Annotated in this window: 13 protein-coding genes; all 13 read right to left on the reverse strand. The window is 43.0% G+C overall.

Going from position 1 to position 14,778, the window contains the following annotated elements:
• Positions 1-12: 12 nt before the first annotated feature.
• On the reverse strand, positions 13-1,287 hold the full coding sequence (locus BacF7301_RS21675; RefSeq protein WP_167966088.1) for an STM4012 family radical SAM protein: 1,275 nt from the start codon (positions 1,285-1,287) through the stop codon (positions 13-15).
• The gene (locus BacF7301_RS21680) at positions 1,284-2,138 is read right to left on the reverse strand and encodes an STM4013/SEN3800 family hydrolase (RefSeq protein WP_167966089.1); all 855 of its coding nucleotides are present in this window, start codon (positions 2,136-2,138) and stop codon (positions 1,284-1,286) included. The genes BacF7301_RS21675 and BacF7301_RS21680 overlap by 4 nt, the downstream gene beginning before the upstream one ends.
• On the reverse strand, positions 2,125-3,135 hold the full coding sequence (locus tag BacF7301_RS21685; protein WP_167966090.1) for an STM4014 family protein: 1,011 nt from the start codon (positions 3,133-3,135) through the stop codon (positions 2,125-2,127). Before BacF7301_RS21685 ends, BacF7301_RS21680 begins: the two co-directional genes overlap by 14 nt.
• 5 nt (positions 3,136-3,140) lie before the next feature.
• On the reverse strand, positions 3,141-4,214 hold the full coding sequence (locus BacF7301_RS21690) for an STM4015 family protein (protein WP_167966091.1): 1,074 nt from the start codon (positions 4,212-4,214) through the stop codon (positions 3,141-3,143).
• 193 nt (positions 4,215-4,407) lie between these two features.
• Positions 4,408-5,535 (reverse strand): OmpA family protein, encoded by a 1,128-nt coding sequence (locus BacF7301_RS21695; RefSeq protein WP_167966092.1) that lies wholly within the window; start codon positions 5,533-5,535, stop codon positions 4,408-4,410.
• Between the two features lie 249 nt (positions 5,536-5,784).
• A complete protein-coding gene (locus tag BacF7301_RS21700) occupies positions 5,785-6,300 on the reverse strand; it encodes an outer membrane beta-barrel protein (RefSeq protein ID WP_167966093.1) in 516 nt (171 codons plus the stop codon).
• 304 nt (positions 6,301-6,604) lie between these two features.
• Positions 6,605-8,191: an ATP-binding protein gene (locus BacF7301_RS21705; RefSeq protein ID WP_167966094.1), complete on the reverse strand. Its 1,587-nt coding sequence runs from the start codon at positions 8,189-8,191 to the stop codon at positions 6,605-6,607.
• Between the two features lie 614 nt (positions 8,192-8,805).
• Positions 8,806-10,008 (reverse strand): cupin domain-containing carboxymuconolactone decarboxylase family protein, encoded by a 1,203-nt coding sequence (locus BacF7301_RS21710; RefSeq protein ID WP_167966095.1) that lies wholly within the window; start codon positions 10,006-10,008, stop codon positions 8,806-8,808.
• A gap of 93 nt (positions 10,009-10,101) precedes the next feature.
• Positions 10,102-11,043 carry an EamA family transporter gene (locus BacF7301_RS21715; protein WP_167966096.1) on the reverse strand — a complete coding sequence of 314 codons (942 nt, stop codon included), beginning with the start codon at positions 11,041-11,043 and terminating at the stop codon, positions 10,102-10,104.
• Between the two features lie 70 nt (positions 11,044-11,113).
• Complete coding sequence (locus BacF7301_RS21720; protein ID WP_167966097.1) at positions 11,114-12,271, reverse strand: MalY/PatB family protein; 1,158 nt, start codon at positions 12,269-12,271, stop codon at positions 11,114-11,116.
• A gap of 3 nt (positions 12,272-12,274) precedes the next feature.
• Complete coding sequence (locus tag BacF7301_RS21725) at positions 12,275-13,138, reverse strand: DUF3737 family protein (protein WP_167966098.1); 864 nt, start codon at positions 13,136-13,138, stop codon at positions 12,275-12,277.
• A gap of 11 nt (positions 13,139-13,149) precedes the next feature.
• Entirely contained in the window at positions 13,150-13,668 is a 519-nt protein-coding gene (locus tag BacF7301_RS21730) for a cyclophilin-like fold protein (RefSeq protein WP_245208278.1), read from the reverse strand.
• A 12-nt stretch (positions 13,669-13,680) separates the two neighbouring features.
• Positions 13,681-14,712, reverse strand: a complete 1,032-nt coding sequence (locus BacF7301_RS21735; protein ID WP_167966099.1) for an alpha/beta hydrolase — start codon at positions 14,710-14,712, stop codon at positions 13,681-13,683.
• Positions 14,713-14,778: the final 66 nt, after the last annotated feature.

Consider the following 14,778-nt stretch of genomic DNA (forward strand, 5'->3'; position numbering starts at 1 on the left):
TTCAATTTTCATTCAATAGGAATAAGTTTCCATTAATTGCCTGATTTCCGGAGTGATAAATAACTGACCGATATAATCGGAATAGCCAAGTCCTTCGGAAGTCAGCCGGATACGTTCTGGAGTTTCCTCTATCCAGTGCTGTTCCGCCAGTTCGCGGAACAACGGAGTCCTGTCAAGCGGCTCTCCAAAACGCCGGGTATATTCAGCCTTGTCAATCCCCATATAGTACATCAGATTCTTGATGATAAAACGTTGCTGTTGTTCTTTTGCGGAAAGGATAAATCCGTTCCGGGCTACGGTGAAATCAGTGGTTGCCATATATTCGTCTATCTCGCGGGCAATGCATTGCTGACAGACGGTATATCGGGTGGCATAGTGTAAATCACCCAAATAGCTGCGTCCGCCCGACCCGCACGAAAGCATCACTTCGTCGCCACATGAAACTTCCGCGTCAGTGGACGGATGATGAATAAAACGCCGCATGGATGTTTGCAGAAAGCCTTTTGCTTGCAATAACTCGCAGGCAGCACGATACATTCGGAAACAGACATCATCCGGTTCCCGCTCGGTAATGCCCGTACCCTGACGCACATATAGCGGATAAATAAACAGTTCGTTCGGCTGGAACCGGAGCGCTTCTTCCAGTGAATAGAGGAAACTTTCTACCGTCTGTCCCTTAATGCCATAAATCAAGTCGATATTGAAATAGGGAAAATCCATTTGACGAATGCCTTCCAACGCTTGATAAATAGTGTTTTGCCGGGGGCGCCTTTTGATAGCTTTCAGTTCTTCATCTTGAAAACTCTGTATGCCGATACTTACGCGGGCTACTCCCGCCTGTTTCAAAACATTGAGCCGCGAACGGTCTGCGTATTCCGGTGAAGTCTCTACGGAAGTAAAGGCATGGGACGGATGCACACCGAACAAAGCGGCGGTAGTCATTAGTTGTTCCAGTTGTGGGACAGTCAGCAGCAACGGAGTACCGCCGCCGATGGCAAAGCTATCAAACGTCAGTCCGGCAGTGAGCGGTGAGAGTTCTTTCGCCTGTCTGTAAAGGGCGTCCAGATAAGTGGCGATATATTCGATACGGTTCGTTTGCAGGGAGAATAAGTTGCAGTATCCGCATTTATGGCTGCAAAAAGGGATATGAAAGTAGAGTGACGCCTTTCTGCCTTCCAGTTGCTCCAAATATGGGAGCAGCGAAACCGGAGCAGGAAAAGGACGGTACGCCGTTTTATGCGGATAACTATACATATAGTCTACATATCGGGATAGAGGTTGATTCATTGTTTTGTCAGGATAAAGTGTTTGTAAGGAACCGTGTAGACTGTTTCGTGGGATATGCAGTGATATTCATAGCCGTCTTCACCGTAACAGGTTCCGTGGTCGGAAAGGGCAATCACCAGTGTGTCGGCACGCTTCTGAAAAGCTTCAAACAAACGGGGCAACTGACTGTCGATATACCTCAATGCCGCCGCGTGCGATTCCTTATCGTCTTTCGTTTTACCTTTCACATAGTGACAGTTCGGGTAATGGATAGCGGAAAAGTTGATATACATGAATATACGTTTGTCCGCAGGGTAATTCTCCAGTTTCTTCAAGGCGAAATCAATCTGATTCTCCGTACTGTCGGGAGCCGTACAGCCAAAGGTCGGCAGCCAGTAGCTTTTCGTAAAATAACCGGGAAACACACGTCCCAGTTCATTACGTTTGCTAAAGAAATTCACGCCGCCTATGCAGATTGTCTCATATCCCTTATTGGCAAGGCTCTGCACGAAAGTAGCTTCCGTAAACGGATAACTGCCTTTGGGCGGGATACGTCCCGTCCCTGCCTGTACGGGGAAAAACAGCCATTTACGGCTACGTAAGGAATGAGGCTCTGCCGGTGAAGGGAGAAAGCCTGCAAAAATAGCAAAATGAGAGGGGTAAGTAAAATTCCCCGGCGCATGCCTTTTCTCCCACAAACCGCCGTGACTGTTCAGAACCGGCGTACCTCCGGCGGCTTCTTCCGCTTTACTCACATCGTAGCGCAACGTATCGAAGCAAAGCATAAGTATATCATGTGTCCCTACCACCCGGTTCATATCCATATCGGGATACTGGTTTTGTTCTCCGGCGGGCAGTTCATCTATCTGCATGGTCATATTTCTTTTTTATTGTTCTTATCTGTCGGGTATAAATAGAATTGTGAGCGTACATATCCTGGTAAATGTGGTCGCCTTGTCCGTTGACTTCAATAATATAAGGAGTATCCGTTCCTCTTTCTATCAGTACATCTACTCCGGCATATCGCAAACCCAGTGTGCAGACGGCTTTCCTGCATAAGAGATAAATCCGTTGGCGGACATCTTCTGACAAGGAAAGTTCGCTCCACAGGCGTGCGTTGTTATTCAAGTGCAGATTGGTAATGCTTCCCTTGCTACATCTGACTACCACATAATCAATCTCTGTCTTTCCGCATACTACCCGAAGGTCATAATTTTCTCCTTGCAACTGCTCCTTAGGTATCCATTCTTCCAAAATAGCTCCGGTATGCATGACCGCTTCCGCCAATGGGAGAATATCTTTTTCCTTAGTCAGACGATGAATACGTTTTGTATTATGAATGATTCCGTCCACCTTTTGCAAGGTAGTATAAACCACCCATTTCTTCTGACGCGGCTGATAGCGGATTGCCATAATGCCGCCTGCTCCCGAACCATAACGGGGTTTCAGAAAACACCCCCTGCCGCAATCGGAAAGAGCTTGCACCAGTCCATCGAAAGCATGTAGAGCAGCCAACATCGGAGTCACACTCAAGTCATTAGCTAATAAAATCCGTTTGCCTTCCTTTTTATCAAGAGCCTGCAATAATGCATGAGGCGGATTCAAGAAATGCACATCGTCAGGCAGTGCCGTCTCGTCCAACCGCTGTAATACCGTTTTATATTCTTCACTCAACAGAGCATATTTCAGAAAATCCGTTTCGCAGCTTACCCACGGTTCCAGTTTGACAACTGCCTGCCGCAATGACGGCAGGCAGTTGAACAATTCTTCGTAAGTCATAAAGCGGACTCCCGTCTGCAAGCTCCTGCCGGCTTCGACAAAGTATTCGATGCGTTTGGACGGAGAGTTGCTGACAACGATTATCTGCATTTCCCCTACTCCGTAATCATCGGGTAATACCACATTTCACCGTCGTCCTCATCAGCTTCTTCCGATTCTGCAATATCAATCTTCATCGGAAGTTCCTGCAACTTCTTCTTCATGCCCTTGCTCAAATAATTGTAGCGCATATTGATAAACTTCAAATGGGCAATCTTGTCCATATTGTCCAGCAAAAGTTGGGCACCTTCATCTTTGAGGACACCTGCCGAAATATCCATTGTCTCCAATTGAGGAAGGATATCCGACTCCAGGAACATTTTTACAATCTCATCCTGTTCTTCCGAGTTCACGATGCCAAGATAAGTCAATTTCGGGAAACGCGTCTTTGAGAAAAGCGGACGGAATATCTCAATATCAGCTTCAAATCCGTAGTCTTCCACACCGACATACAGAACCAGTTTTTCCAGATTCGGGAAATCAGACGCCAGAATATCCTCTACGACTTCCGTAGGAAGACCGCCACTGATAATCTCCAGTGAGCGCAATTCCGGACGTGAGGTTTGTCCCAGGCGCAGGCTATTCGTACCTTTTATTTTCAAGTCTTTCAATTTGGGCATAGCATCGAGCAACGGGCTGAGGTCTGCCTGTTCAATCCATGAGATTTCCTGTTCTTCCTGGTCGATATCTCCCCAAAATAAGCCTTCAATGTTTGCAAACTTATCTTTATTTTCGAGCATCCCTTTTAGTAAGGCGGAGCAATCTTCACCTTCATAGTCCCAGCAACCGATAGTGATTTGTTTATATTCGGGCAGATGTTTGTCTTTCAGAATCTTATCCAATAGCTGAACGTCGTTTTCGTATTCATCATAACTTAAAGTGTATTTCTTGGCTTCCACTTTCATCTCGCGTGCCGTTTCCTCTGCTGTTTCTACATAGCCTTTCTTTGTTTTCTCCGCAATAAGTTTATTGGCAGCTTTTTCGGCTTCTTCAGCAGTCGAATAGTTTTTTACTTGTGTCTGACCGTCTGTTCCCAGCTTGCCATAATTAACGGTAACGTCTGTTCCGACTACATCTATACTCCAGAATTTCTGTGACTTAAAGTCTTGAAATACGAATACTCTTTTCATAATACTGTTTTTAATGGTTGATATTTGCTCATTCAAAGCGCCACAGCGCATGAACGATGCCTGCAAAAATAATTATTTTTCGCCACGTACAAAGCAATCGCACACTAAACTTTCAAAACAGGGAGATATAAACAAGAAGGGCTGCCCCGTTTTTCCGGAGCAGCCCTTGCTATTCTGTTTCTATACTTCTGTATTAATCTTCAATAGTACATATACTTACGCGGTTCCAATCCGGTTCGGTAAACATGTCACCTACACCCTGACCTTCGGCAGTGATACGGGAAGCGTTAATCTTGTATTTATTGACCAGGATAGTCTTGACAGCTTCTGCACGTGCGGCAGCTATTCTTGCGTTGACTTCCACACTTCCTTCCGGAGAAGCGTATCCTTTGATAATCACTTTTGAATCAGGATATTTCTTCATGTAAGAAGCTACACGTTCCACATTCGGCAACTGTGACGCATCTACTGATGAACGACCTTGTCTGAAAGTAATGATAGATTCCGGAACGCGGGCAGTCTTGACTACTGTTTCAACAGGAACGACCTTTGTACGACATTCTTCCAAGTCTTTCTGCAATCCGTTGATTCTTTGGTTGGCATTGTTCAATTCGTTGTCACGGTTGCTTACTTGTCCGCGAAGTGCATTGATAGAAGCGTTCAAATCGTCAATTTCGCCCTGGTTGTAGACTTTTACTTTGGTGAAATAATGGTTTCCGGTGCTTGTCTTGAAGTGATAAGTCAATCCGGCAGTCAGTTCAAACGCTGCGTTGTTCGCATTGAAACGGCTCTTTGCTTCGGGAAAATCACCTTGCATATCATATACGATAGCAGGTTTGATTCCTAATGTCCATGCTTTCGTTTCACCGAGATTGAAATTGAAGTTCAATCCGAAACGGGTAGACCATGAGTTGTCATCTCCGTCACCATTTACATAATAATGCAACCAACCCATTCCGGCTACTGCTTCCACCTCAAACAAACGAGGCTGACCTTGATAACTTGCGAACAGGTTCATCAAATTAACCTTACCCAATAAACTGACATCCGAAGCATCGAAAGCCGTTTTACTCGGAGTGGTGTTGATATATCCCATTCCCTGGAATCCCAAACCGAAGATAGGAGTCAATTGTTTTGAGAACCCTACTCCGAAACCGGGACGCATACTCTTAAAGAAAGCGTTATGAGTAAGAGGGGTAATTGCTCCCGCATTTACTTCAACAGACCAGTTGTCTGTAAACTTTGTACCTTCTACTACTGATTGGGCGTTTGCTGTAAATGCACCCAATACAAAAGCTAATAAAATAATAGATTTTTTCATAATCAAATGTTTTTAAACTGTGATGTTTTGCTTGCTAAATCATTAGAAATGTTTTATGTGTTCCATGTCTAATTCTTTAGTTTATAATCAAATTCGTTATTTACATTAAACAACATATCGTATAAAAAATTAGTTCATACGCCTATAGGCTAATTAACAACTATTCACTCATCGAAGCCACGATACGATTTCTAACATAGAAACAGCGCTATGCCGGACTACGAAAGAGTATCCGGCATAGTACAAGAATCAGAATTTATAACCGTAACCTAACATAATAATGACATTGTCATCATGGGCAAACATGAATCGTGCTTCCGCATTTAAGAAACTATGCTCTGACAATGGCAATGATATACCACCGCCGAGATTAAAGGCAAATTTGGTGGTATTATCCCTATCCACCTTCGCAGTCTGATCGGCAACTTCGACAGTCTGTTTCCCATAGAAATTATTCTGCATACCGATTCCCACAAGAGGATAGACAGAAAATCCCTGTCCGTCTTTGCTAAAGTTGAATACATAATGGAAGTTGATGTTTACATCCAGTCCCGTCACTTTATCTTTTGGAAAGAAAAATGTAAGGTCGGGAGCTATCCGAAGGTTATTGGCAATCACATAACGTCCTTGCGCCTGCAAGCCAAATCTTTCATAATTGGTCTGGTAACCAACACTTCCTAGCAATGAGCCCTCTCCTTTTTTCGTCTGTGCATTCACTCCGAAGGCTGCAAGAGCAACCATAACTAATAATAATAATTTTTTCATAATCAAGGTATTTTAGTTAGTAACATATTTTACTTCAAATAGAATATGTATATTCAATATTGCTATTCATCTTAAACAACATACCTTATAAAAAATTAGTTCGCAGTCCGAAATCGGAATTAACATCAATTTAAGATTTGAGAAATATAACAAAACTACTATTAGCAAACAAATTAGGAATAGAACATCACAAAAAGATGTCTTAAAAAGAAACGCTCAAACGGATTCGTATTACCGTTTGAGCGTTATTATTTGGTTTGAATTTATATATTATACTCTTATTTATCAGTTCATCAATTCCCATTTATTCCTCTTCTTCCACTAGCCAACGGCTCAAATTACGTTCTTCCTTGCTGAACTCCGCACCTATTTTCACCATACGGCAACCATTAGCGGTATAGGGTATAAGATAGCCGCGATTATCAATCTGTGCCAATGCTTCTTCTGCAGTACCATTCAGTTTGAATTCGAAGACGTAAACAGCATCAGCCGTTTTCACCACAGCGTCGGCACGTCCCAGAGCACTTTGTACTTCGGCATCAACAAACTGCCCCAATAATTTGAAAACAAGATAGAATACCACTTGGTAGTGGCGTTCCGTTTTGTCATTCAACTCGTAGGGGAAATCGGCAAAGAAAGCACGAAGACGGGTGAGGAAAGACTCGACATCTCCTGCCCTAAGTTCTTTTACAAATTGCCCGATATAGAAGGGAGCTCTCGATTCGTCCAACGAAGTATAAAACGGAGTGATAAAATTAAGGAATCCATATTTCACTTCATCATTAGGATACCCCAATTTGTAGAGACGTAATTCTGTATCATATCCTTTGATAGTCAGATAGCCGCTTTGATAAATCATTGGCACGGGGTTGTCCACATCAGCACGGTCGTCGGTAAGAGAGGCGGCAGTCACTTCCAATCCGTCCAATTCACGCAAATCATAATGCGTTTTCTTTAACATTTCAGCCAGAAAGGTGGGGGTACCGCTGGCAAACCAGTAGTTCTCAAACATTCCGCTCCTAAGCACGTTCAGAATACTGAACGGATTATACATGCCTTCCTTACGGAAATAGTTGAAATGGTATCCGTCATACATACGGGTGAGATACACCATGCAGTCTTCTCTTGTCAAACTGTTCCTTTCTGCCAACCGTTCCAGTTCCGGGACGAAATTGGCTTCAATTTCTGGACGGGTCATGCCACAGAGAGCATTGTATTGTGGGTCGAAACTAATATCTATCAGTTGGTTGAGGGTACTGAATATACCCATTTGAGCAAATTTGGTAACTCCGGTGATAAAGACGAAACGCAACCATGGGTCAGCTGATTTCAATACAGTATAGAAAGCCGTGAGCATTTCGCGAAACTTATCTTGTAACTCCGGGTTATGCATAGCACGAAGCAACGGTTTATCATATTCATCAATAAGAACAACCACACCGCGACCTGTTTGTCGATAAGCTTCTTTAATGACTTGCATGAAACGACCGGAATAACTCAAACCTTCCTCATTGGTTCCATAGATTTTTTCCCAACTACGAAGTTGCAATTCGAGCCCATTCTTCAACCCTTCAATATCAGAATAATCCTCAGCATTGAGGTCGAGATGTAGTACAGCGTGCTCATTCCATTCTGTTTCAAACTGCTCAATGGCAAGTCCTTTAAAAAGTTCCTTTTTTCCACAGAAATATGCTTCCAATGTAGAAAGCAGCAGACTTTTGCCGAAACGACGCGGGCGGCTAAGGAAATACGGATTGCCCGTTGAGGCAAGTTCGTAGACAAATGCCGTTTTGTCGACATATAAATAACCGTCGCGACGGAGTCTTTCAAAACTCTGTATTCCAATAGGAAGATTGCGCCGGGGAGCTTTCAAACGGTCAATAATATCCATAATTTCTTCTCTTTACAAATGAATACTTTGCAAAGATAACAAATCTTGCAGTGAATCGGTTATCTGACAAGGGTTTTATTATCCTGCTTCGTGAAGTTTCAGACAAGTAGGAAGTATGCATTCAAAGTCTATTTGTAAGATTTAATCGCCTGGTCATAATGTCAACTATTATCACCATAAATAATAAAGTCCCTACACTTAAGAAAAAGGTAATACAAAAAAGGCAACAACTTACTACTTAAAGGTTAATTGAGTTATTAATAAATACTGTGACCGTTTATTATAAACGTCCCCTCCGTTTATTATAAACTTTAAAATCCGGATTTGTATATTTAGCATCAATAATATGCAACAAAAAAGGCTGCAAACTCTGTAAAGTTTGCAACCTTTGGGGTATATCTGCCGTTCTATCCTTTAGTATAAGCTAAGGGAATAAGCTAAGTTCGTTGTAATATTATACTTTTTTCTATCCATTCTATATTCATATTCCAGTTATTTTTTCATTCATTATTCATTGGTTTCATCCTTTTCCGGACTACAAATATACGAAATAAAAAAGCATTTGTCAAGTCCCGGATAAGTTTTAATCACTTGTTATCGAGGATGCTCTTTTTTTACTTTTCCGGAATCACTTCATTCAGACAAGCTATGGCATTGAGTGTACGCGGATAGCCGATGTAGGGCAATAGTTGTGTGACGACAGCCAATAACGTATCTTTATTATTCCCTACGTTGACATTTCCCTGTATATGTCCTTTTATTTGTGACTCACAACCGCCTAAGGAAACAAGAATTGAGAACGTAATCAATTCGCGTGTCTTCACATTCAGTCCGCTACGTGTCTGATAGTCTCCGAAACAATTGGCGGAGAGATAACGCTGGATATGCTTCTGATTCTCGGGAGCGTTCTTATGCATCTGTTCTATCCGTTCACCGAAAATGGATTTCTGCAACTCCAACCCTTTGTCGAAACGGGTTTCGGATGATACAACCGATTGTCCCTCTAAAGGAAGACGTACACCACGGGCAAGCAATATACCATTAGTAAGACCGATAAAATCTCTCACCTTAGCCATGCCTGCATAAGCTACTGCCTGATAAAGGATTTCCTTCACTTCTATCGGGGTAATGCCTTCATTAAGGGCGCTTTCGAGTGTGATACGGTATTCAGCCTGTGCCTGCGAAGCTATATTGGACGCCAAGGTTACCATAAGGCGGGTTTTAGTATCCAAGTCACCATATTCCTGCACCTCTTTTGTAAAATTACCAAATATTCCGTCCAATTCGGAGTCGGTAGCTTTTAGTCCGGTTGCCACGTTGTCTTTTGTAGCTTCGGCATATTGTTGGTCGCTCACACGTTCCAGCCATGTATTCTTGTTGGTCTGCGGATTACATTCGATAGCCAGATGCGAGAACCAGCTATCGGGGGCGGCACCGTGCCAATGTTCGATGTTTGGAGCGATTTCAACCACATCACCGGGAAGTAAGCGACGTGATGCTTTACCACGTTCCTGATAATATCCCACACCGCCGACGGCAATCAGGATTTGTCCGCCCGTATGGCTGTGCCAGTTATTGCGGCAACCGGGTTCAAAAGTAACGTTGGACATGGGGACATTCAAGTCTTTGTTACTAGTCAGCCGCGCCAGCCAGGATTCTCCTGTGAAATACTGTTTGAATCCTACATTCTCCTCTCCTATCGGAAATGCGCTGATGTTTTGAGGTACTTCTTCTTTTTTCATATTCTGTGCATTTAATGAATTATATCCGAAAAACGTTATTAATGCAACTACTAAAGTAACAATTAATTTCTTCATGTTCATAGTCTAATTGTTTTAAAATTAATAACACAAAAATACGAAGTTATAGCCTTACAAGACTGATACAAATTACAGAAGTTAGTACCATTATTACAGATTTCCCGTCTTACCTGTCAAACGTTTCCGGCTAATCAACATCACTCCCAGCAAAATTACCAGTAAACCGGAAAGCTGAATAAATGTAACTTGTTCATTTCCTAAAAATACTCCTAAAAGGACTGCTATAAAGGGATTGACATAAGCATGCGTTCCTACTTCTGCTGCGGGACGTACTTTCAAGAGCCAGACATACGCCGAATATGCCAGCAAAGAACCGAAAGAAATCAAATAAAGCAAGGAGAACCAGCTTGTAGACGAGACTGTACTCAAATCGGCTTCCTCAATATCTCCACTCACAATTGTACAAAGCCAGAACATCGCACTGGCAAAAAGCATTTGCCACGCAGAACCGGCAAAATTGTTCACTTCTTCCTCACGGGAAGAACGGTATTTGGCATACAGTGTTCCCAAAGCCCAGGATATACAGCCGAAAATAAGAAGCAGGATACCGCGCTCACTTTGCGGATGCAGCCATTCTGCATTGAGCTGTTCCGCATAGAGCATTATTACTCCTCCGAATCCTATCACACCTCCCGTAATTGTAAGAGGGTTACGGAAATTAATACGCCACATGGGAACGTCCAACAGCAAAATCCAGAGTGCCGTAGAAGAAGCGATTATTGCCACGAGACTACTTGTCAGATAACGCTGTGCCAGCATGACGACAGCCATATCTATAAACAACAATACAATGCCGCTAACGGCAGAACGCTTCACGAGACTTTTCTTAAATATATGTTCTCCCCGCAAATAACAAATTCCAAGAAGTATCAGCCCGGCAGCCGTAAAACGCAATGCTCCGAGCAGGAAAGGCGAAAAATCTTTTAAAGCCACGCCTATAAAAAAATAGGTGGAGCCCCAGACTACATAAATGAGGAAATAAGCGATGATAACACCCGGTAAATTCCTGCTCGAGCGATTCTGACTTTCCATATTACTTCTTTTTATTCGTATTTACGGGGAGTGAGAAGGGGGAACTCTCAATAAATTGACAATTATTTTATTATTTCAAAGCCCGCCTCAATCTGTTTAATCCTTCTATCAACTGCTGTCGCGGACAGGCGATATTGATGCGGATAAATCCTTCACCAGCCTCTCCGTACAAGCTGCCCTCGTTCACCCAAAGTTTTTCTTTCTCCAACAAGGTTTTCACTATCTCATCCGATGACTGATTCAGCACTGAACAGTCCACCCAAACCAGATAAGTGCCTTCCAACATCGACACTGGAAATTCAGGAAGATATTCAGAGAAGTATGCCCTCAAATAATTGTAATTGTCGAACAAGTATTGTTTCAGCTCTTCCAGCCATTCCTCACTGTCGTTATAGGCTGCCATTAACGCTTCCACCCCGAACGGGTTCACATCACAAACTTCATTGACATTGATTGCTTTATCTATTTTCGTTCGTATATCCGTATCGGCAGAAATGATATTGGCTATTTGAAGCCCTGCCAGGTTAAAGGCCTTGCTGGGCGAGGTACAAGTGACGGAGTGCATCAAGAATTCTTGTGAGATAGAAGCAAAAGGGATATAGGTGTGTCCTGGGAAGACAAGTTCGCAATGGATTTCGTCTGCTACTACCCACACATTATTTCGGATACAGATGTCACCGATACGGGTAAGTTCCTGCTTTGTCCATACCCTTCCCGCAGGATTGTGCGGGTTGCATAACAATAGAACCTTTACATTTGGGTCGGCAGCTTTTTGTTCCAAATCCGCAAAATCTATCTGATAGGTTCCATTTCTATAAATCAGGGGATTGGCAATCATCCCGCATCCGTTATTGCGGATAGAGGAAAAAAAGCAGTTATATACGGGTGTCTGCACCATTACTTTATCTCCGGGGACTGTCAGTGCCTTAATGACAGCAGACAATGCCGGTACTACTCCCGTGGTATAAATAATCCACTCTTTTTCTATCTGCCATTCATGCCGCCTTGCAAACCAGTTTGTCACCGCTGCGTAGTATGCATCCGGTACACAGACATATCCGAAGATACCATGCTCCACCCGTTTCCTCAACGCTTCCACAACAGGGGGAGCCGTACGGAAATCCATATCAGCTACCCACATCGGCAATATATCCGCATCTCCGGCAGAATCCCATTTATAGGAATTCGTACCTCTGCGCGGAACTATTTCATCGAAGTTGTACTTCATATTTCAATCAAAACAAGTCAGTTCGTCCCAAAGTTTCAATTCACAATTCCCTGGTACTTTGAGATTCTCGTCCAGAATGATTGTCCCGAAACTTTCGGCAATAATGCTCCCCGTGCGGGGATTCTTCACGCTGTGAACCGGGCTTTTAATCGTTGCTTTCACACTACTGTGTTCGAAAGCGAGGTCGGCGTCCTCTGCCATTGTGCAATTTTCCATGACCAGGTCATGCGCATAGCAAAGTGGCTGCGTGCCCGAAATCTTGCAATTTACCAAACGCAAGTTTTTAGAATGCCAGCCCAGATATTCGCCATTCAGTTCAGAATCATAGACAGTTACATTCTCCGTATTCCAAAATGCATCTTTGGAATTGATAACTGCATTATGGATTTCCACGTTCTTACAGTACTGGAATGAATAGTTTCCGTTTTGAGCGTAGTGCTGTATCTTGATATTCTCGCTATGTATAAAAAGATAATCCGCTTTGTCTATCTGCACGTTCTTCAGGTCTATATTACGGCAATACCAGAATGTTTCCAAAGCGTTGGGCAATTGTACGTTTTCGAGTTTTATCCCGTCCATTTCGCGGAACATCTTTGGTGCTTCCACTAAAGTATCCGCCATTTGCAAACTTTGGGAGTACCATAGCGCGGCACGGGCGCCTTCTGTAAAGAGACAGTTCTTCACTATAAATCCATTGGTATGCCAAAAGGGATATTTTCCTTCAAAGCGACAGTTGATTGCTATGATGTTGCTACATTCTTTCAGTGCAGACTCACCAGTGTGAATCGTCACATCTTCCAGTTGAAGGTCGTGGGTTGCAAACAGAGGACGTTCGCCTCCGTATTCTTGATTTCTTATTTGTTCCATTAGTTTATTTTTTAGTCTGTTATTTCAAAAGTTACATTTACACTTCCTGCACCGACAGCGGAAGCCAGTCCCGAAGGATTCGTTATACGTCCCAAGCGGGTATAAGTATATGAAGTCGAGAAGCTCTCATAAAAAAGCACCACGCAAGTAGAACCGTAAAGCATTAAATCTCCCGTTTGAATGGTTCTCGGACTAAAAGAGGCTGTCGGCAAGCTGTTTTGTAGATAAAATAGTTTTTCATTGCCGTTCAGTTCGGACATATTAACTGTCAAAGGCAGTAATTTCTTGAATTCTTTTGCTGTTTCATTACTTTCCAGGGTAGCATTGAACGAAGCCGAGCCGATTGTTATTTTAAGATTGTTGCTCACTGGGACGTTTTCATTATTATTGTTATTATTACCTGAGCTGTTATTTCCATTATTCGGGGTTGTCTGCTGACCTGTTCCCTGCAATGGCTCATCCTCGCTGCATGATGCGGAACCGACCGATAATGCCAACATAGCGAAGATTGTTATTATATAGTGCTTCATAATGATTCATATTTATTTCTTCAGATATTCCTTGAAGAAAGATTCCAATTTATTGAATGGTATAAGGCTTACACGGTCGTAAAGGTCTACGTGTCCTGCACCGGGCACTATATACAGTTCTTTAGGCTCGGCAGCCAGTCGATAGGCATCCTCGCTGAATTCACGCGAATGGGCATTCTCCCCGGTTATGAAAAGCATGGGACGGGGTGAAATCGTTTCAATATCTGCGAAAGGATAGAAATTCATAAATTTCACATTGCTTGAAAGGGTTGGATGAGTTGTTGTCAAGGGAGTGGCTCCTTCGGGAGTGAATTCTCCTCTCTCTGTGCGGTAGAATTCATAAAATTCACGTTCTATCGGGCCGGATTTTTCTGTCAGTTCGTGCACTGTGCCACCTGTGTATTTTGTTTCTCCACCCAGGAATTCCACATAACGCTGCTCTGCCGCTTCCGCCATAATTTGTTTTCTCTGCTCCAGAGTCAATGAGTGCTTCAATCCGTTACGGCTGGCAGTACCCATATTATACATGCTGATTGTTGCAATGGCTTTGAGACGAGGGTCTATTTTTGCCGCACTGATAGCAAAACTTCCACTGCCGCAAATACCGATTACACCGATAAGATTCCGGTCGACAAACGGACGTGTACCGAGAAAATCTACCGCAGCGCTAAAGTCTTCCGCATAAACTTCCGGCAGAACGGTATTGCGCGGCTCGCCTTCGCTCCCACCCCAAAAAGAAAGGTCTATGGAGAGTGTTACAAAACCCAGTTCAGCCATTTTCGTTGCGTAAAGGTTTGCACTCTGTTCCTTGACTGCTCCCATAGGGTGTCCGACAATGATTGCCGAGTATTGCTCCCCTTCTTTCATATTCTTGGGCAGAAACAGATTTCCGGCTACCTTCATTTTATACTGGTTGGAAAAAGAAACTTTCTCCACACTTACCAAATCACTTTTATAAAAGTTATCTGCATCTGTCTGTGCAGAAGAAAAACTAGTTCCGAGCATCATAATAAATACAGTTGTTAATAATAAAATCCATTTCATATCTCTGGCGTTTTAATAATTAAAGAATTGATTGTCTACTTTCTACATTGCAAAAATACGGTGAAA

It is taken from the genome of Bacteroides faecium, from assembly GCF_012113595.1.
In the GTDB taxonomy this organism is placed as follows: domain Bacteria; phylum Bacteroidota; class Bacteroidia; order Bacteroidales; family Bacteroidaceae; genus Bacteroides; species Bacteroides faecium.